Below are 20,864 nucleotides of genomic sequence, written 5' to 3'. Positions count from 1 at the left end.
GGAATTCATCTCGCATTACAACCATCGCCGTTGCCACTCCGCCTCGAACCACTTGCCGCCTGCGCTGTTCGAGCAACAGGCGGCTTAATACTCCTACGCGATGGTTTAAAAAAACTGAACCACTACACCGAAGGCTGCGATCTTTTTGCTCTTACTTTTCCCAATCCGCCTTGGCAATGTGCAAGCCATGCAGCCCTTTGTAAGCCGCACGCTCCGGCTGGCTCCAGCCTTCAAGCAACGACTCCTCCAACCGATAAATCTCCACCCCAAGCGGACGACACACACTCAGCGGATCCTGCGCATCCGGCCCCCACATGGCCAGCGACAAATCCCCACCCGGGCAGGTCGATAGCGCGCACAGCAAATCAATCTCGGCAAAGAACTCCAGGTAATCGCCCTGCTGCGCCGGGCAGGCTTTCATGAAGTACATGTCATCGTGATTCAGGCCGGTGCACTGGAAAATGTTCAGCACATCATGCACGTCAAACTCGGTCAGGCCATGGGGTAACACTGCGCGAGTCAAATTCGAGTGGCAGTGATGATGGAAGTCCTCACCGGTGAGCATTTTGTTCACATACGGATCGCAGCGCGTCCCCAGCAAGTCGTGCAAACGCCCGCCATGTTCGTCGATACCATACCCGGCCAGGCTATCGTCGGTGATAGTCACCAACGGTCGTAAGAAAGGCAGGTTCGACCAGAGCCGGTCATGGGTGCTGACATGCGCCCCTTGCAACTGCCGGGTCCGCGCTGCCCACAAGCGTTCACGCGGGTCGTGGGCATTCCAGACATTGAAGTCCCCGACTTGCGGGCCGACCGGGGTCGTGACCCTGAACACATGCCCGGCCGGCACATTCCAGGCGCGGCCGGTGCGGATCGGCACTTCGAACTGCTCGATCAGCGTGCGACCCTCTTTCTTGTCCCGGACTCTCTCGTAAAAAGCCGTGTCCACCTGCAAGGCCGAGCCTTTGCTGACTTGATAAGCCGCCGGATAGTCTTTGTACATGGCACAAATCCTCAATCAGTGATGGGAAGAAGGGGCAAGCATCTGCAACAGGAGGTGTTCGGAGTCGTCGAGATAAAGGCTCATGGCGTCCCCGGCCGCGCGCTTATCGCCGTCGGCCAGCAAGTCATGTATCTGCCGGTCACGCGCCAGCCAAGGCGCCTGAAAACGTGATTCATCGGGAGCGGTGCAAAACACCAGGCGCAATTGCGCGACGACGTTGGTGAAGAACTCATCAAACAATGGACTGCGCAGCAATCCGACGATGTGTTGGTGAAATGCCAGGCTGTGGGTGCCGACGGCTCGCCAGTCCTCACGCTCCCGGGCCAACTCGGTGGCTTCCAGGGCTTCGAGCATCCGGTCGGACTGATAATCACGCAGTGGCTGACTGGCGCTGATGGCTTGCAACTCCAGGGTGCGACGGACCTTGAACAGATCGCGCACATCATCGCTCCCCAGCCGACGCACCATCACGCCCTTGTTGCGGACATAAAGGGTCAGTCCTTCCTGCCCCAGACGGTGCAACGCCTCGCGAATTGTATTTCGCGAGGCGTTGTAAGCCGACACCAGATCGTTCTCCACCAACGCCATGCCGGGCAGCAAACGACCGCCGATGATGTCAGCGCGTAACTCCAATGTGATGTGGTCGGCCAGGGACAGTCCGCTGCTCATACTCAACGCCTCTAGATTGTTCAACAATCGTCAGCGAATGAGTAATCACTATTCGTGCCATCACCTGTCGTGAACTAGTCCTCCCAATATTTGAACAACACGCTGGCGTTCACGCCGCCAAATCCGAAGCCGTTGGACATCGCGTACTCGATCGTCATTGGCCGCGCCTGACCATGAACAATGTCCACGCCTTGGGCGGCTGGATCCGGGTTATCGAAGTTGAGCGTGGCCGGCACCACCTGATCGCGGAGCGCCAACAGCGTAAAGATCGCCTCGATCCCGCCTGCGGCACCGAGCAAATGCCCGGTCGCGGACTTGGTCGACGTTACCGCTATCTTGTTGTCCGAGCCGAACAGCGACTTGATGGCCGCCAATTCCCCGAGATCACCAACCGGTGTCGAAGTTGCGTGAGCATTGAGATGCTGCACCTGTGCCGGCGAAATGCCCGCCTGAGCCAACGCCAGCGACATCGCCCGACGCGCACCGCTGCCATCTTCAGGCCCCGCGGTCAGGTGATAAGCATCGGCGCTGGTGCCGTAACCGACCAGCTCGGCCAACGGCTGAGCGCCGCGCGCCAGGGCATGTTCCAGGGATTCGATTACCAAAAGGCCCGAGCCCTCGCCCATCACAAAGCCATCACGCCCACTGTCGAACGGCCGCGAGGCGCGCTCCGGGGTGTCGTTGTAACCGCTGGACAAGGCCCGAGCCGCCGCGAACCCGGCGAGACTAACACGATCGATCGCCGCCTCCGCCCCGCCACACACTGCAATGTCTGCCTCGCCACATCGAATCAGCCGCGCCGCGTCACCAATCGCCTGAACCCCAGCCGCGCACGCCGTTACCGGAGCCCCCAAAGGGCCCTTGAAACCGTGCTCGATCGACACATGGCCCGCCGCAAGATTGACCAGAAACGAAGGAATGGTGAACGGCGACAAACGTCGCGGGCCACGGTTGTCGGTGGTGCGCACCGCATCGGCAATCGCGCCGAAACCACCCACGCCCGAGCCAATAATGGTGGCAGTGCGTTCCTGGGCGTTGGCGTCCTGCGGTTGCCAACCGGCCTGCTCCAGCGCCTGACGCGCCGCCTCCATGGCAAACATAATGAAGCGGTCCATCTTCTTCTGCTCTTTGGGCGGTGTCGCCCGATCCGGATCAAAACCCGCCTCCGGATCTTCCGCCAAGGTTTGCACCGCCCCACCGACCTTGGTGGTCAGATCGGCAACTACCTCATCCGGTAACGCCCGCAACCCGGAACGCCCGGCCAACAGACGCGCCCAAACCGCTTCGACGCCACTACCCAACGGCGACACCAGGCCCATGCCCGTGACCACCACTCGACGATTACTCATAACGCAAATACCTCAAGCCTATTCATGGTGCCTCACTTGTAACGCGTGGCGGCCGTGCTTCTGGACAGATTCGGCGCCATCGCATGACGCGCCGCCATAAAGGCCTCCCACTCGGAGGCATTCGGCAACGAAGGAATGGTGATCAACTCACCCTGGTCCAGACCCGACAACGCCGCGTCGACCATCTCCCCCGCCTCCATGATCATGTCCGCCGGAATCTGGGACGCATCGATACCGGAGCGCTCCAAAATCTCGGTGCGTGTTACACCCGGCAACACCGCTTGAACCTGGACCCCGGTGCCTTCCAGTTCGGCGTTCAACGACTGAGTGAGACTCAACACATAAGCCTTGCTCGCGCTGTACGTCGCATTGAACCGCTCTGGAAACAACGCCACCACCGATGCAATATTGATAATCGTCCCACGACCCGCCTTGGTAAAACTGGCCGCCGCCGCCGAGGCCAGCCGCGTCACCGTGGTGACGTTCAGCTGAATCAACCGCTCCAGCTGATCCATATCCGCGTTGGCAAGCAAACCATCCGCCGCGACACCGGCGTTGTTCAGCAACAGGCTGATACTCGAATCGCTGCGCAGACGCTGCTCAAGCTTCAACACATCATCCTTTTGCGTCAGATCCGCCTTCAGTACCTCCACCTGAACCCCATGCGCGGCGCGCAACTTGCTCGCCGCGGCCTCCAGCCGCTCCAGATCACGGGCAACCAGCAACAAATCAAAACCACGCGCCGCCAACCGCTCCGCGTAAACCGCACCGATGCCGGAAGAAGCACCGGTGACGAGGGCTGTACCTTGGTTCTGGACAGAATTCATGACAATGCTCCTGGAGGATGCATGAGGAAGGCGAAGTGCCTGAATGTCAGAGCGTTTCAGCGAATGACGAATTTATTATAGGCATAATTTTAGCGCTATATGATAGTCGTAATTTTTTGTCTTCTGATGAAAGGCGTCAAATCACCCTCTGCGGCAATATGCAAAAAGGCCGGTCAATGACCGGCCTCTTGGTGTGGATTTATAAGCTTAGTTCACTTCCAGCTTCTCGCGATTCTTGTCCAGAATGGCTTTGCCGATCCCTTTCACTTCCAGCAATTCGTCGACGGACGAAAATGGCCCATTACTCTCACGATAAGCAACAATCGCCTTGGCTTTCGCCTCACCAATCCCGGACAACTCGCGCTGCAGAGTCGGCGCATCAGCCCCATTGAGATCGACCTTACCGGTTTGAGCCTTGGCGGCAACGTCCAGCATCAAGGGTGCCTTGGCAGCCTCCGGCGCCGCTGCCGGGGCGGCAATGGCCGCAATAGAGGCGCTGGTGAGCAGGGCAAAAACCAGAGAGTAGAAATAGCCAGTACGCATAAATGAAGCTCCATGACATCGATTGAGAAAGCAGCTTTTCCGAAGCTGCCTCCTAAACTTAGGTGATGTACTGGAGCTGTCAAAAATGTGTCCGTTACAGGATGTGAAACAATCAGGGCTCGAGACGGCGTTGCTGGTGGATCCAGTCGACAATCTCGCCGTCAGGGGTATAGCCGCTGACCGTTTCGCGCAGAAGCTGGCGCACGCGGGAGTAATCATCTTCCTCGACAGCCAACAACAGCTCAGTCAAACGGCCCTTGAGCACGTCCCAGGACAGATGGTCTTCGTTGGCGGACATGATCATCGGATGTGGTGTAGCAGCGACGTTATCCCCGATCAGCAACTCTTCGTAGAGCTTCTCGCCCGGACGCAGGCCAGTGAACTCAATGGAAATGTCACCGTGCAGGTTCTTCTCCGAGCGGATGCTCAAACCGGACAGGTGAATCATCTTCTCCGCCAGCTCGACGATCTTCACCGGTTCGCCCATGTCCAGGACGAACACATCGCCGCCCTGCCCCATGGAACCGGCCTGGATCACCAGTTGTGCCGCTTCAGGGATAGTCATGAAGTAACGGGTGATCTTCGGGTGCGTGACCGTCAGCGGGCCACCGGATTTGATCTGGCTGTGGAACAACGGAATCACCGAACCGGACGACCCAAGCACATTGCCAAAACGAACCATGGTGAAACGGGTTTTGTTGACCCGGGATACATTCGCCTTGTCGCCAAACAGTACGGGGGCGATTTCACGACTGAGGGCCTGAAGGGTCAACTCCGCCAGACGCTTGGTGCTGCCCATGACGTTGGTCGGACGTACGGCTTTATCGGTTGAGATCAGCACAAAGTTGGCCACACCCGACTGCAAGGCAGCCTGAGCGGTATTCAACGTGCCCATGACATTGTTGAGCACGCCTTCAGCGATATTGTGCTCGACCATCGGCACATGTTTATAAGCGGCCGCGTGATAAACGGTATCTACGCGCCAGGTCTTCATCACATCGAGCAGTTTGTGCGGGTGACGTATGGAGCCGAGGATAGGCAGCAACTTGACCGGTACCGACTCACGGCAGGCGCGCTGCTCCAATTCCGACAAGATGCTGTAGAGGTTGAACTCACTGTGCTCAAACAGCAGAAGCGTGGTCGGGCCAAGGGAGAAGATCTGCCGGCACAGCTCCGAACCGATCGACCCGCCAGCGCCAGTGACCATCACGGTCTTGCCTTTGATACAGCGCTCAAGCAAATCAGCCTGCGCTGGCACGGCGTCACGGCCTAGCAGGTCAGCGATATCCACTTCCTGAATGTCTTCAACCTTGACCCGACCGCTGGCCAGATCGGTGAAGTTCGGAACACTTCGTACGTGAAGCGGGAAACCTTCCAGCAGATTGAGAATTTCCCTGCGTCGCGCGCGGGTGGACGACGGTAGGGCCAGAAGGATTTCCTGTGCACCGGTGACGTCGATCATCTGCTGGATGTGTTTGGGTTTGTAGACCTGGAGGCCAGAGATAGAGCGATCGGCGATGCTGGAGTCGTCGTCGATGAACGCCACAGGGCGCATGACTCGGCCCATGCGAAGTGCTGCAACCAGTTGATTGCCCGCCACGCCTGCACCGTAAATGGCGACCTTGGTTAGGCCATCATCGCGACTGGTGAACGGTACATGCTGGGCGGCTGTGAACCAGTCGCCCATGAAGTACTGGCGCATGCACAAGCGCAGACCGCCGATGATGACGAGGCTTAGCCACCAGTAGTTGAAAACGATGGAGCGTGGCACTACCGTTTCGTGATTGCTGTACCAATAGACAACGACAGCCAGAATAAGCGACGAAAGGCTAACGGCCTTGATAATGGCGATGAGGGCGTCATTACCGAAATAGCGCATGACGGCACGGTACATGCCAAAACGTATGAACAAGGGAATAGCGATAATTGGGGCACAGACGAAGAGCCAAAAATGGACTCTCAAGGGGTTGTACATATCATCCAGGCCCAGACGCACGATAAACGCTAGCCACAGGGCGATCCAGACCAACAGGATGTCTGTAGCGACCTGAATTAACCTTTTTCGACGCCGAGGGAGCCCTACCAGGTACGCTCTGATTTTATCCATAAACCCTTCAAACACCTTAGTCCTCCTCTCTGCAGCCCCTTCACCTGAAACCTCAAAGGCGCGCCGCAATCACTCTAAACCTAATGACAGAGTAGTAGCTGCTTAGTTCTATACCGCTGAATCTTCCTGATTTCCGGCGCGAAATTTTATTGCCAGCACGATCAGTGGCACATAAGCCAAAATGACCCCCAAAGCTCCGTCCAGACCAAAACGTGTCACGCACACGGCTATTGGCAACAGCCAGAACAGATTGATCATGCCAACAGCGATCGTTACCGGTAAATGCTTGCCGAAGCGACGTGAGGCAAATTGGTAGGCATGACTGCGATGCGCTTCATAGACTTTCTCCCCTCTAAACAAACGGCGAAACAGCGTAAATGTCGCATCGACGATGAATACCCCAAGCAAAATCAGCCAGGCCCATAGCATAGGCGCACTCACCCACGCCGCCTGCAGAGAAAGCCCCCCCAGCACCATGCCAAGAAATCCACTGCCGGCGTCGCCCATGAAAATCTTCGCGGGTGGGAAATTCCAATAAAGGAAACCTGCCACAGAAGCGGCGAGCAACAACGGTCCCCAAATCAGGCTGTCCAGCCCTGCCAACCAATAAAGCAGACAAGCTCCCAGGCAGGCACACATCGCCTCTACGCTGGCAATGCCATCGATTCCGTCCATGAAGTTGTAGAGATTGAGTAACCACACCAGATAGAAAGCTGCCAGCACATGACCTGCCCAGCCCATATCGACATACACGCCAAACAGTGCGATTGGAGGCAAACCACCCATCCAGCCCAGCAACCAGACCGCCGCCGCAAAATGCCCCAACAAACGCCAGCGTGCGGCGATATGTCCGTGGTCGTCCATAAAACCAATCAGCGCTATCGAGAGCCCTGCCCCTGCACTCGCGAAAAAGGCAGATGGCGTAATCAGTCCAGCAGCGTACAGAAACATCAACGACACAATAAAAGCCACGACAATTGCTACGCCGCCACCACGCGGTGTTGCAACCACGTGAGAACTACGGGCGTTCGGGACATCCATCAATCTTCGAGAAATCGCGTACTTGCGTAACGCCGCCGTCAGAAAAAAGGAAATACAGACAGCCACCGGAATGAACCACGCATAATTCATTTTTGGCGAGACTCCAGAAAATGCTGCGCGGTCAATTTCAACCCTTCATCCAGACTTGCAGGTGGACGCCAGCCCAGCAGTTCCTTGTTTTTCTGGATATCGACCTGCAATGAGCCGAAAAGCCGTTGAGCTACCGCCCGTCGCCCCAATAAGCCAGCCAGGAACACCAGCAACCCGGCAGGAACGGGTACAAGCCAGGTTTTCGCCCCCAAATAAGTGACAAGGCGTCGCATCAACTGGGTCGTTGAAACATCACTATCATCGCTTACCAGAAAGACCTGATTCGCAGCGCGGGGATGATCGACACACGTATTGATCAGATCAACGACATTTTCCAGTGATACTAGGCTTCGCTGATTGTTCACCGCCCCGAATGGTAGCGGAATACCCTTGATCAACCATCGCATCATTTGCTGAAAGTTCGCACCTACACCTGCACCGTAAATAAGCACCGGACGGATGATTACAACTTCAATGGCTCCATCCTGGGCCAGTTGCATAAGTTGTTGTTCTGCTTCGCACTTGGAAATCGCATATGAATCCGAAGGCAGTGGAATATCATCTGCAGAGAACGCACGTCCTGACGCAGTAGTTTCCCCATTGACTTTGATAGAACTGATAAAGATAAATCTTTTAACGCCAGCCAGTATGGCCTGCCGCGCCAGGTTAAGTGTCCCTTCGACATTGATCGCACGAAATTTTTCCAGCGATTGCGCCGGATCCTCGTGCATGACGTGCACTCGAGCCGCCGAATGCACAATCACATTCACACCGGAAAGAGACTGAGCCCAATTGGTGGCTCGATCTATATTCGATATATAAATTTTTTGTACTACTTCGGGCAACTTGCTATTCAAATTTCTGAGCGGAGCCACAACCGATGTTTCCGGTAACGTGCAGAAATGCTTTACCAGAGCACTTCCCAGAAACCCCGTAGCACCGGTTACAAGTATTTTTTTTGACATTTCAAACCGATTTAAAAAATTGATAGCAATGGAATAATCTATCACGAAAAGACGTCATTTTGAGCGCTGAATTTGTGTGTTACCCCCCAGCCCTCCCTCCGACCGCCAAGCGTCTGGTCCGCAGATGAGGAATTCCACGCTATCGATTCAAGACGAATTTCCATCACACCGGTTGGAGCAAACACCCGGGAGAGATAGAATCCACCCAATTTTGACTAAAAGCTCACTGAGTAGAGCCTAGGCGTCTAGCCAAGATGGCTGGCGTCAGCAAGTGATTCAAAATAAATACTAAATTCAATAGGCTAGGCCTCGAAGGGAGTACATCGATGCAGCAAATCAATAATCTCAGCGCGAAAATCGCCAAATACCGAGATCAGATCGATGCATCCATCCAACGCGTGGTGTCCAGCGGATGGGTTGTGCTGGGTCCGGAGGTCAAACGTTTTGAAGCGTCCTTTGCCCAATACCTGGGCGCTGACCACTGCATAACCGTCGCCAATGGCACCGATGCAATTGAATTGGCCCTCAAGGCTCTGGGTGTTGAAAAAGGTGACGTGGTCGCTACTGTCGCCAACGCCGGCATGTATACCACCACTTCGGTCCTGGCCATTGGTGCCGTACCCACCTTCATGGATGTCGACTTCGATACCCAGGTCGTAACGCTTGCCCAAGTCAAACGTGCCGTTGAGGCAGGCGCCAAAGTCGTCGTCGTCACTCACCTTTATGGTTTGGCTATCCCGGAAATCCAGGAAATCGCCACTTTCTGCGCGGACAACGGCATTGCGCTCCTGGAAGATTGCGCACAAGCACACGGAGCCAGCCTGCATGGCAAACGTGTAGGGACATTCGGGGACGCCTCGAGCTTCAGTTTCTACCCGACAAAAAACCTCGGCGCGCTTGGCGACGGTGGCGCAGTAGTCACCAACTCTGCTGAAATTGCGCAGCGAGTCTCACAATTGCGTCAATACGGCTGGTCTTCCAAATACTGCGTGGAGCTGAGCGGAGCCAGAAACAGCCGCCTGGACGAAATGCAAGCTGCCATTCTCTCCGAGTTCCTGCCCCATCTTGATCAGGGCAATGCCCGACGCAACGAAATTGCCGAACGTTATCGCAATGAAATAAATCAACCTGACATTGTTCATCCGCAAGGGAAAAGCGATGCCTGGGTCGCTCACCTTTATGTGATCAAGAGCCCGAAACGGGACTCCCTGCAGCAACATCTGCGTGGCTTGCAAATCGCTTCCGAGGTCCACTACCCGATTCCTGACTACAAACAACCTGTATTCAAGAACGTGAACGTTGACTGCCACTTGACCAACACCGAGCGTTTGGCAAAAGAGATTTTGACTCTGCCATGCTATCCAGAAATGGAAGAGCATGAAGTCAGCGCAGTGATCAAAGCGGTCAATGGATGGGCTGCATGACGTACTCGATCATCATCCCGGTTTACAAAAACGCAGAATCCATTCCACGCTTGATTCAGGCTCTCCGCGAAATCAACGAGAGCCTGAACAACGAGGTAGAAGCGGTTTTTGTCGTCGATGGCAGCCCGGATGCATCGTTTGAGTTGATTCAAAGAGAACTGCCACACCTGCCGTTTGCCGCGCAGTTAATTGCTCATTCAAGGAATTTCGGCTCTTTCCCGGCCATTCGTACGGGCCTGATGGCAGCAACCGGGGAATATTTCGGCGTCATGGCGGCCGACCTGCAGGAACCACCGGAACTGTTGATCAGCTTCTTCCAGTCGCTGTCGAACGATGAGTGTGATGTGGCCATCGGGACACGTAACGCCCGTAAGGATCCGCTTTTCAGCCGACTGGCCTCTTCAATGTTCTGGGGCCTCTATAGAAAGCTGGTGGTCCACGACATGCCTAAAGGTGGCGTGGATATCTTTGGCTGCAACAACGCCTTCAAAGAGCAGCTTCTGAAACTTGAAGAATCTCGTTCGTCGTTGATCGCATTAATATTCTGGCTCGGTTTCAGAAGAAAATTCGTCGACTACGATCGCCAGGTTCGCCAGGAAGGTAAGTCAGCGTGGACGTTCAAGAAGAAGCTGGAATACATGATGGACAGCGTCTTCGCGTTTACCGACTACCCTATTCGTCTTTTGATCAAAATGGGCGCGATAGGCTCATTGGTCTCAGCGGCAATAGGCCTGATGGTCATCATTGCAAGAATTCACGGCACCATCGCCGTACCAGGGTATGCCGCCACCATGGTCGTGGTCCTGCTGCTGGGCACTTTGAATCTTCTGGGTCTGGGCCTTGTAGGCACCTATGCCTGGCGCGCCTATGAAAACACCAAACAACGACCATTAGCAGTCGTGAGCATGCAATTGAACAATAGGGAGCAAACTGATCATGCCTAACCCGACTATCCATCCTAGTGCTGACGTCAAAAGCTCCAATATCGGTCAAAACACCCGTGTCTGGCAGTACGTTGTTGTTTTTCCCGACGCTGTGATCGGTGCAGATGTGAACATCTGCTCCCATTGCCTGATTGAAAACGATGTCGTTATCGGCGACAGAACGACAATCAAGTCTGGCGTGTATGTCTGGGATGGACTGCGAATTGGCAACGATGTGTTTATTGGTCCGAATGTCACGTTCACCAATGACAAGTTTCCTCGCTCCAAGATTTACCCGGAAACGTTTCTGCCAACGGTGATACACGACAAGGCCTCGATCGGTGGTGGCGCCGTGATCCTCCCAGGAGTCACCATCGGTATTGGTGCAATGGTAGGAGCTGGCGCGGTGGTCACCAAATCCGTGCCTCCGTATGCGATTGTGACAGGGTCACCGGCGCGGATTACCGGATACGTAGAGAATTCAACGGCAAGCGACAACAGCGAAAAACCGAAGCTCGTTGAAAATGCAGAATTGCAAGAAGGGATTACAAGGGTTGGAGTGGGCGAAGTCACCTCACACAGCTTCAAATACGTAGCGGACATGCGGGGCGATTTGTCGGTCGGCGAATTCGAAAAGGAAATCCCTTTTATTCCGAAGCGCTATTTCCTGGTGTTTAACGTACCCAGCCAAAAAACCCGCGGCGAACATGCCCATCACAAATGCCATCAATTTCTTATCTGCGTCAAAGGGAGTTGCGCTGTAGTGGTAGATGACGGTCAAAGCCGCGCAGAAGTAATGCTCGACGCTCCGAACAAAGGTATTTACTTGCCACCCTTGATCTGGGGCATCCAGTATAAATACTCGGAAGATGCTGTCCTGCTGGTATTTACTTCCGACTACTATGATGCGGCTGATTACATTCGGGATTATTCCGACTTTTTGAAAATTACAGGCTCGAAAAACTAGTGAGCATTACCATTTCAAAAGAACATGTACGCCGATGGGTATCGTTCCTGGCAGGAGGTTTTTTAAACACCCTCCTGACCTATGGAATCTATTTATTGCTTAACATGTATATAAGCTATCAAAAATCCTATGTCATCGCTTACATAACCGGAATCGTATTTTCGTACCTGTTTAATGCACAAATTGTTTTCAATGTAAAAAAATCATGGAAAGGCTTGATGGCCTACCCTTTAGTGTATTTACTCCAGTACATATTGGCTGCTTTAATGCTTAGCCTTATGGTAGAGAGATTAGGCATACCTAAAGAAATAGCGCCGCTTTTGATCATTGTCCTGCTTCTGCCTGTAACTTACTTGCTGAGCAAAACAATACTTAAAGCTACACATCAGTCTAAGACAGAAATAGACCAGTAGGACTCAATGACAAATACAACTGAGCAAATCTTATCTCACAGGTATTCCTGGCTGCACTCGTCTGGCGTGACAAAATTCTGGATGGCACAAATCATCCCGGTTGTTTTTTTAGTATTTGCGTTGTGGTTACCCTACGGTTTCTCGCTGATCGGCCTGATAGAAGAGTGGGGATTGCTAGGAGTGTTCACAACTAGTGGACTATTCTTTTTTGCCGATACTTCTAGCCCTCTGGCTGCCCATGCACTTAGACCTTTAACGATTTTCCCTCAGGCACTTGCATACTTTCTTGACCCATACTCATTCAAGTATTGGAACTTATTACTCGCATTATCGCTATGCGTAAAAGGCTCGAGCCTTAGCTATATAACGACTCACCTCACAGGCTCCTTGAAATGGGGAGTGATCGCGGGACTGTTAATCGTAATTTACCCGGCTGACACCATGCAGTTGTCGTTTAGAGCACTCCATATAAATTGGGCGCTTAGTTCGATTCTACTTGGAACCGCTATATTCATAGCTGCTAAAAATTCGACAACGCCAATCGCGTCATATCTAATGGCAGGCCTGTCAGCCATACTATTGCTAGCCGCCTGTGCAATGTATGAAGCTTCACTATTACTGACGGTACTACCATTCCTGATTGTGTTTGCAAGATCCGGCATCAAACTGGCAATATCTCAACTACGCCAACAGATCTGGAAACACCTTATTTGGTTTACCGGCGCGCTCACTTATATTGTTTATGCAATCTATACCGCACCATTAATTAAGAGCTATCAAGGTGCTATAGCTGGCACGAACACAATCAGCACGATCAAACTCTCACTACCAAATCTGTTCTCGATTGGATTGCTGAGGACAACCTTGGGTGGCTGGTATGACGCGTTACAAATTACCACCATCGAATTCAATACATACTGGTACGCATTAAGTGTACTAGCGATAGCAACCATCATAACCCTTGCACTGCTACATAAACTTAAAAGAACAGATATTACAGCTTCACCCTCGCTAATACTTTCCACCCACTTATTGATAGCTGGCATTATCCTGGTTCTTTTAGGCTATGCGCCTTTCTTACTATCTCCTGCTCACCAATCCATAAGCCAGCGTACATTCCTGTTCGCAACGCCTGGTGGTGTATTCGCGACTTTAGCCATACTCATAGCCATAAGCAAAATCAATAAACACCTCGCCACGTGCTGCATGGCCTTTTTGATTTTCATCGGATTTTCAACACAACTATATCAATTCCACCACTATGTTAAGCTCTCAGATAGGCAGCGCAGCATTCTAAAAAACATCGTCGAACAATTTGATGGCGACATCAAGGACAAAACGTTAGTAGTTATTGACAAAACAAACCAACTCAATCACACATGGATGTTTATCAATGGAAACTTCCAAGCCACCCTTAACTATATTTATGGCCATCCATTTAATAAAGTGGAGGTATGCCATGCGTTGGGTAACGAGTGGCAGCAAATCGACAGCCTTGCACGAAAGGGGGAATGCGAAGAGACTGCTACCGAGTGGTTATTTCATTACCCAACACCAGTTAGTGGCCCAGGGATAGAAAAAGGCCCGCAACTAGAAGATAAAAAACTTGTAAAATCACAGACCGCGACCCTCTTAGTAAGCCCAGATGAAGTTACAAAAGTTGATCCACTCCGTACGGACATGTTACGTAGTGACCAAGGGCATACAGGCTCGATCTATCGTGGGTTCATCGACAAACCTAACTATCATAATTCACTAGTAAACTTTACTGACCAGGGATCCAGCGACCATTACTTCTGGAGTTTCGGTGACTGGTGGAGCATGGAGTTACCAACAGCCGGTTCTGGATGGCGCGAAGCCGACTGGGCTGTCAATAAATTTCAGCACAAGTCTTTAGCTTGGAAAAGCAATAAAAATGCTTTCCTCGACTTTAAGTTCTCGCCTTCTGCAGACCGCTATTATTTACAAGGGCTGTTCGATATAATGGTCAGCCCAGAAATAACAACCAGTATGAAAATCGAGTTAAACGGCATTGACATCCCATTAAAATGGACGGACGGAAATAAATTCAAAGCTGAGCTTGTTAAAAGCCAACTTAGAAACGGAATGAACACTATTACATTTATTAGCGACACTGATGAGAAATACTACGGTCTTGCTGGAAAGCTAGATTGGATCGAGATAAAAAAATAAACCCACTCGAAACCAACACATTACTTATCAGCACTAACAAATGACTCTGGGCCTGCGACGCTGGCCCAGAGTAAAATAAAGGATCACCAATGGAAGTACTAGCAAAGCTAGAGAGCAAACCGAATATTTATTCGTTCTGCATAGTATTTTTAACATTACTGATTACCCACCAAATTCTAGGCATTAAAGAGTTCCCCTTTGACTCTAGTACTTATTGGACGCTGAGCACTCCTGCATCTGTAGCGAATTTCCCAGATATCGTTAGGGGTTACGTCTATGCCTACCTGCTGTTTCCAATACATGCTTTAACTGATGCTATAAACGACTCAGGCCGTATTGTTTTCAGGGTCAGCACATCTGCTATCTACGCTTACCTTTTGACAGGCCCTGTGGCAAATTTTTTCCTGCAGTGCTTCGGTGGCCGCCTTACCGTTTCACGCCGGATTTTATTTGCATTACTTACAATTGGCGTTTTTCCAGGACTCTTCCTGTATCCGCTTTCTGACATGCCCGCAGTATTAACCCTTATAATCGCGATAGCATTCGCGGAAAGGGCTAAAGGAAAGTACTGGTTAGCATTCTTATTTTTTTCCGGCGCGGCAGTTAGCGCAGCTTACAATATCAGAACCATTTACATTTTTTCCTTCATCGCCTTGCTGTTTATCATTCCATTTGTATTCCTGCGTAGCAAATCATGGAGCGCTCGCAGACTTGGTATAATTGCGTTTATTTTGGGGGCTTTTATTGTAGCCTTACCACAAATGGCAATTAATAAACGCATCCATGACGTCGCCACCCCTTTAGTTTTCGCTACGGTACAAGGTAAATCCTTGATGGCGACACAATTGTATTGGGGAGTAACAATACAGCGTTATGAAACATATAATGGCGGCGACACTCCCGCACCTAGCCTATACTATAAAGACTCCGCCGGAATTACTTTGCGCTCACTTTATGAATCGCAATTCACCAACGATCCAACTATAGCCGGCTACATTTCATTGGTTGCCAAACACCCAGTACAGTTTATTGGAATCTACGGAAGGCACTTCATTAACGGTATTGATGTTCGTGACGGATTGGTTTACGCCACAAAACCTTCAATAAATAAAAGCATCGTTGCTTTTCTCTGCTTTAGTCTATTTTTTTTCGGCGCTTTGATTTTTTGTACAAGAAAAACCCCCCGTTGGATTGAGATGGCTTATCTGGCCCCGCTACTCATTCCTGTTCTAGCGATAATACCAGGTGCAGTTGAAACCCGATTCTTTATGCCTCTCTATCTGGTTTTGTTTGGATCCGTCGTTACACAGTTCGAATGGCAAGAATTTTCTAAACTGCTCAAAAGGCATTGTTTACCGATCCTTGCCTCTTATGCGTTGCTCGCCGCTTCGTTCCTAGCTGTAACAACTGCTGCCATGGCTTGCGTATCATACACCCTACCCTAATCTTCCAAGCCGGTGGACTTCCGAAAATCTATCGACGGCCTAGCCGCCGTGAACCGCTCCCGTAATTAAGTGGAAACCCTCTACTGAGAGCGCAACGGTTTCTGGTACCATATGGACCTTTTGCGCGCTCACAAGAGATTTCAGGGATGTCCACACCGACTTCGAATAACGATGGCTGCCGCTCCGATGTTGCGCTTCGCGCCGGAATGATTTTACTTGCGGTTGTCACATCCCTTTTGCTTTGCTATCGCATGACGATAGGCGTAGACCTCACGGACGAGTCCTACTACTTGTCCTTTTTGGATGGTTGGCTAAAGACCGGATTTCAGTACAGCAACGCTCTGGGGCTACATCAGACCGCTGAATTGCTGGTATTTCCTTTCGTCAAAGTCTTTGCCGCGGTGCAGCCAAACGAGGAGGGCTTAGCTCTTTTCAACAGATTTATATATCTGGTTGTGAGTCTTATCTCGGGCTTTTGCTTTTTCCGTTTCGCTCGTACTCGCCAAACATTTCCGATCGCAGTGCTTTGCGGTATCGCGGTGACGAGCTTTATCCCTTTCAGTCTTCCTTCTCCGTCGTACAACACCCTGGGCATGCTAAGCATGCTTTGCGCGGTCGCAGCTTATGCGACCTTTGCAGAAACCCAGCAGCCTCGCTGGTTAATAACATCCGCAGCAGCGTGGATGGTGTCCGTGATCGCCTACCCCACGTTCGTAGTCGTTCTGGCAAGCTTTTTGATTGCCATTGCAGTCGTACCTGTTTTAAGGCCTAACTTTCGACGTTATGTTGTGTGGTGCCTTACATTTCAGATCGTCGGACTTGGCCTCTTATTGTCTGCGTACGGCGTGAACCGTTTTATGCAGATCATCGAGTTCACCAATTCATCACTTCAAGTTTCTACCGGGCTTGGAGGAAAATTATCGAAGGCAGCTACCTTACTTGGCGCAAGCGACATCTTCGTAACCTTGTGTCTGGCATCAATCGCCATAGGTATCTTCGCGGGGAGAGGATCACGCCGCTCTCTCCACAGGTGGATTACAGGTACAGTCATTACCGGAATTCTTGTAGCTGCCAGGCTCGCAGGCCCATTTCTTTACGCTACATCGCATGATTACGTGTTCTTACTCGCGATCGCAGGGACAGCCTTCTTTCTTACTGAAGCGATCACCAAAGCTCGCAATGACCACGCAATGACTGCGTATTTTTTCGTAGGGCTCTTCGCTGGCATTGTTACGTCGCTAACCGCCACAAACAGCATCGTTAACTTCGCCATTGGCGGGTTCATCTGTGTCTGCGTGTTTCTTCTCGCCATATTCCCGAAAAGAGAAGTTGAGCGTCTTTCTCACCTAGCGCTCCTCTGTGTCGTCGTCGCTCTTTTTTTAATAAGCAACTTTAACTTCATTTACGGGGAAGTTGTGAATCCGTTAAGTTCGGCACCTGCGAAGCGAATCGAGAATGGGGTCTTTGCCGGCCTGCTTACTACCGAAGATAAAGTCCGGGCTATTAGCCAGACCACTGAGCTTTTAGCAACAATTCCCGGCGATTCAGTCGCAGTGATCGGACGGTTTCCTAGTATCTATTTACTCACTCGAATGCGGCCCAAAACGCTGTCAACATGGGATTTCAGTCAACAAAACGGGGCCACTCCCAAGATCGAGAGTGCAATCTCTAGATTTTATGGACTCGACGCCAACTTACCGTCAGTGGTATTGAACGTCACCGATCCCTGGACGGTTGCTCCGTCAGAGTCCGGCAAGCAGTTGCAGGCGCGTTATGTACAGACCTCCCACATAGATACTGGTCAATGGAAAATCGACGTACTTGTTCGGCCGCCTCTCATGAAATGACTCGGCGCGACGGGGCTCCACAGCCGTTCGAAACTGCCTCGTGACACCTTGGCGGCGATTGAGCGCGACAATACCATTTACGAGCACCGCTTCCCGCTTCGCCTGGAGTGGTGGGTACCTCCACGGTTGTTCGTGCATCCATTCCAACATGAGCAACCGGTTAGAGGCGGCTCCGTGCCGGTAGATATAGATCGACTGGAGCGAGTAATGCGATGATGCGCCCGGCTAATCGGGCCCTGGCGCCTGACGAGGTTGTTGCCCTTGTTGCTCTCCCATCAGTACATCAATCCAGAGCAGATTCGTAGGTTGGAAGCGGATGGCGAGATACTTCTGCTGGGAAGGTTGTTGGAGCAGCAGGGCGTCAAGCGCCCTACGCATGGACCTTGCTTAGGGATTACGAAGCCTTGCTGCCCTAGAACCGCGGAAAAAATGGCAACACGAGAAAGACTTCGTAATCTCACTTTCCATCGGCCTCAAGTACGTACAGCAATTGAGACCTTCATTTACCTAGCGGTCGTTTATACCTAGCTCAGGTGCAATTGCCTTCATTGCGAAACTTGCACCATGGGGAGTGAAATGAACAATATCTAAATAGAACGCTTCACCACTGGATGCAGACTCTCTCATGAGACAACCGTCTTCGTTGCACATCTTTTCAGCAATAGATATATAAAGCGCACCCGACTGTTGAGCCATAGATCGCAGATTTTGCTCCGCAATCTCTGTTCGGCTATCAAGCCCCTCCTGTACTTGAGCGCCATGGCCCATCCCATATTTGGCGTAATCCAATCGCTCCGAAGGGACCCGATGTAGAGGATCACTACTCCACAAATTGAAGGCTATGCGAGACGGCGTATCTTTCCATGCAGGGGACGGCCCCAGGATTATCACCCTGCGCACTCCCGTGCTTTGTATTTGCTTGATCGTAGAAGGCAGAAGCTCCCTGGCATACTCCCCCCACATCCCGGCTAGAATCACCGTGTCGGGCACCAGCTCCCGAACTTTTTCAATCGTCCACTGATTATTGCGGCTGCATGCCAAATTACCTCCCTCGTAACCAATCATTGGGGGGCAGGCCGAGGAAGTAAATTGTGCGAGCCGGAATTGACCGCTGCGATCTGCAAGACCACGCAGACCCGAATAAATGGCAGCTGCCCCTGAATCCCCCCACAATACCCACAACGGTGCAGTCCCTTTATCTATGCACTCTGGGGCGTACTGCGATGCATCCTGCCCTATATCCATAAAGCAAACTCGATTACGCAACGCTGCGCGATAGCCGTCGAGATTGTACTCAGTTGCCCGTTGAATAATTTCGGGATAACGGGATGCGAAACCGCCAGACTTTAATATACACCCTGATATGACGGCTGCCACGAACATGGAAACGCATAGAACGGAGACTTTGAATCGTGTACGCGAGCCTGAACGAAATGGCTTTTCAATATAAAGATAGGTGAGGGTCGCCAGCACAGCACTCGCAACCAATACCCCCAAGCGGGCAGACCAAGGTAAACCTTCCGGGTAGGAGCTTCTTGCAAACGTCAACAACGGCCAGTGCCAGAGATAAAGAGGAAAGCTGATCAACCCTACCGCAATCATCGGACGGCTACTGAGCAACACTCTGTTGACCCATGCACTTGATCCTGCGGCTATTAGCAGGATGGTACCCACGGTCGGAAACAGCGCCCACTTGCCAGGAAATGGAAGCGTGTCTTTAATCCGAAACATTGCATAAACAATGAACAGTAGGCCAATAATTGAAACAGCCGAGCGCACCTTTGCTGAGCCGAAAGTCGACGTAACAACCGCGAAGTACCTGTTGTGTGAAATAGCTTTGGTACCGGAGTCGGATGTAAGACATGCCAACGCAGCTCCGATGATCAGCTCCCAACCGCGAGAGAGCGGAGAGTAAAAGGTCGCGGTTGGGTGCTCATGAATCCCAACCATGTTCATCGCAAAGGATGCCAAACCAATAAGCACTACAATTGGCAGGAGGGGGATCCGCAAACGCCATCCAGCCCACAATAATAGTGGCCAGACAACATAAAATTGCTCTTCAATTCCTAATGACCAGAGATGTAATAGAGGCTTCAACTCTGATGCCTTGTCGAAATATCCTGCCTCGCTCCACAATACAAAATTGGAGACAAAGCTGGCCCCCCCCAAAACATGCTTTGCCAGAAGGGCCAAGTCATCAGCCAGCATCGTATTCCAGCCGAATACCAAGCAACTGGCTAATACGGTCACAAGTGCAGGGAGTATTCGACGTATGCGACGAGAATAAAAGTCAGCAATGGTGAAAGTCCCCTGATACAACGTAGTCAGAATAACCTTGGATATGAGATAACCAGAAATAACAAAGAAAATATCAACGCCTACAAAACCGCCACGCAGCACCGTTGGGAATGCATGAAAAATCAAAACAGCCAGAACAGCAATAGCACGAAGACCATCGATATCAGGTCTGTACCCAATATGTCTTATTGAACCACTGGTAATTTTTGAAGGAGATATTGCGGTTTGAGTCTCACTAATGGTCATCGTTTTTCACCAAAGCACGATCTTGTTCGGTTTTAAGTTGGGCCCATTCCATACTTGAAGTTCGGGCACCGTATAAGGCTCGGCGACGGTTGATTTCGCTCAAAACCGTTGGAATAATATCATGTAACCCGATCATCACGGCAGCGGCTGAACGCCGTTTCGGCATGAATTTTGCCAATAATCGATTTCATCGGCTGTTTTGAAGGTTTGGTACCGATGTAGATTTTCCCATCAACGATCATATTGCCTGCCCAAGTTATATCCTGAAAAGCCGAGTGAGTGTTCCGGGAGTTTCACAGTGTCGTTTTCTCTTCATTGACACACAGTCTTAACCGCGCCATCAAACCACTCAGCACCATTGTCTGCTCTCCGCTGCCGGGACGACACATATCGTCCGCGTAATTCACAATCTTTGCATGCAGACATTTGGCGCACTTGCTTTCATCGAAAAACGAAAAGGCGGGAACAGTGGTGGGTATCAGGCCACAAAAATGAAGTAATTGAGCCGCGAACG

General features: G+C 51.6%; 16 protein-coding genes. 7 read left to right on the top strand and 9 right to left on the bottom strand.

Translation table 11 applies throughout. The features are described 5' to 3' along the window. Positions 1–151: 151 nt before the first annotated feature. The 8 genes from TU81_RS15450 to TU81_RS15415 form a co-directional block, all read right to left on the bottom strand. Positions 152–1,003, bottom strand: a complete 852-nt coding sequence (locus TU81_RS15450) for an urea carboxylase-associated family protein (RefSeq protein WP_038982186.1) — start codon at positions 1,001–1,003, stop codon at positions 152–154. A gap of 15 nt (positions 1,004–1,018) precedes the next feature. Next, the gene (locus TU81_RS15445) at positions 1,019–1,672 is read right to left on the bottom strand and encodes a GntR family transcriptional regulator (RefSeq protein ID WP_048395909.1); all 654 of its coding nucleotides are present in this window, start codon (positions 1,670–1,672) and stop codon (positions 1,019–1,021) included. A gap of 74 nt (positions 1,673–1,746) precedes the next feature. Then, positions 1,747–3,021, bottom strand: coding sequence for a beta-ketoacyl-ACP synthase II (gene fabF / locus TU81_RS15440; protein WP_048395907.1), 1,275 nt, complete (start codon positions 3,019–3,021; stop codon positions 1,747–1,749). 32 nt (positions 3,022–3,053) lie between these two features. Further along, positions 3,054–3,848 carry an SDR family NAD(P)-dependent oxidoreductase gene (locus TU81_RS15435; RefSeq protein ID WP_038982183.1) on the bottom strand — a complete coding sequence of 265 codons (795 nt, stop codon included), beginning with the start codon at positions 3,846–3,848 and terminating at the stop codon, positions 3,054–3,056. A 207-nt stretch (positions 3,849–4,055) separates the two neighbouring features. Further along, positions 4,056–4,391, bottom strand: coding sequence for a ComEA family DNA-binding protein (locus tag TU81_RS15430; protein ID WP_048395905.1), 336 nt, complete (start codon positions 4,389–4,391; stop codon positions 4,056–4,058). Between the two features lie 112 nt (positions 4,392–4,503). Further along, entirely contained in the window at positions 4,504–6,498 is a 1,995-nt protein-coding gene (locus TU81_RS15425) for a polysaccharide biosynthesis protein (protein ID WP_048395903.1), read from the bottom strand. Between the two features lie 108 nt (positions 6,499–6,606). Beyond that, positions 6,607–7,629, bottom strand: a complete 1,023-nt coding sequence (locus TU81_RS15420; protein WP_048395902.1) for an MraY family glycosyltransferase — start codon at positions 7,627–7,629, stop codon at positions 6,607–6,609. Next, positions 7,626–8,639 carry a UDP-glucose 4-epimerase family protein gene (locus tag TU81_RS15415; protein ID WP_082157852.1) on the bottom strand — a complete coding sequence of 338 codons (1,014 nt, stop codon included), beginning with the start codon at positions 8,637–8,639 and terminating at the stop codon, positions 7,626–7,628. The genes TU81_RS15420 and TU81_RS15415 overlap by 4 nt, the downstream gene beginning before the upstream one ends. A 281-nt stretch (positions 8,640–8,920) precedes the next feature. Between TU81_RS15415 and TU81_RS15410 the strand changes: the two genes are divergently transcribed. The 7 genes from TU81_RS15410 (at position 8,921) to TU81_RS15380 (ending at position 17,806) form a co-directional block, all read left to right on the top strand. After that, a complete protein-coding gene (locus TU81_RS15410) occupies positions 8,921–10,018 on the top strand; it encodes a DegT/DnrJ/EryC1/StrS family aminotransferase (RefSeq protein ID WP_038982179.1) in 1,098 nt (365 codons plus the stop codon). Beyond that, positions 10,015–10,962 (top strand): glycosyltransferase family 2 protein, encoded by a 948-nt coding sequence (locus TU81_RS15405; RefSeq protein WP_038982178.1) that lies wholly within the window; start codon positions 10,015–10,017, stop codon positions 10,960–10,962. Before TU81_RS15410 ends, TU81_RS15405 begins: the two co-directional genes overlap by 4 nt. Further along, a complete protein-coding gene (locus TU81_RS31035) occupies positions 10,955–11,908 on the top strand; it encodes a WxcM-like domain-containing protein (protein ID WP_048395900.1) in 954 nt (317 codons plus the stop codon). The genes TU81_RS15405 and TU81_RS31035 overlap by 8 nt, the downstream gene beginning before the upstream one ends. Continuing rightward, positions 11,908–12,321, top strand: coding sequence for a GtrA family protein (locus TU81_RS15395; protein ID WP_048395898.1), 414 nt, complete (start codon positions 11,908–11,910; stop codon positions 12,319–12,321). The genes TU81_RS31035 and TU81_RS15395 overlap by 1 nt, the downstream gene beginning before the upstream one ends. Positions 12,322–12,402: 81 nt before the next feature. After that, complete coding sequence (locus TU81_RS15390; RefSeq protein WP_193387883.1) at positions 12,403–14,514, top strand: hypothetical protein; 2,112 nt, start codon at positions 12,403–12,405, stop codon at positions 14,512–14,514. An 89-nt stretch (positions 14,515–14,603) separates the two neighbouring features. Beyond that, positions 14,604–15,959, top strand: a complete 1,356-nt coding sequence (locus tag TU81_RS15385) for a hypothetical protein (RefSeq protein WP_048395893.1) — start codon at positions 14,604–14,606, stop codon at positions 15,957–15,959. Between the two features lie 146 nt (positions 15,960–16,105). Continuing rightward, entirely contained in the window at positions 16,106–17,806 is a 1,701-nt protein-coding gene (locus TU81_RS15380; protein WP_048395892.1) for a hypothetical protein, read from the top strand. Positions 17,807–18,313: 507 nt separating this feature from the next. Here TU81_RS15380 and TU81_RS15375 read toward each other — a convergent pair. Then, a complete protein-coding gene (locus tag TU81_RS15375) occupies positions 18,314–20,350 on the bottom strand; it encodes an acyltransferase family protein (protein ID WP_048395891.1) in 2,037 nt (678 codons plus the stop codon). Positions 20,351–20,864 lie beyond the last annotated feature (514 nt).

Origin of the sequence: Pseudomonas lini, from assembly GCF_001042905.1 — a bacterium.
Classification (GTDB): domain Bacteria; phylum Pseudomonadota; class Gammaproteobacteria; order Pseudomonadales; family Pseudomonadaceae; genus Aquipseudomonas; species Aquipseudomonas lini.
Note: the sequence above shows the minus strand (reverse complement) of the source record. Positions and strands in the feature narration are given on the sequence as shown.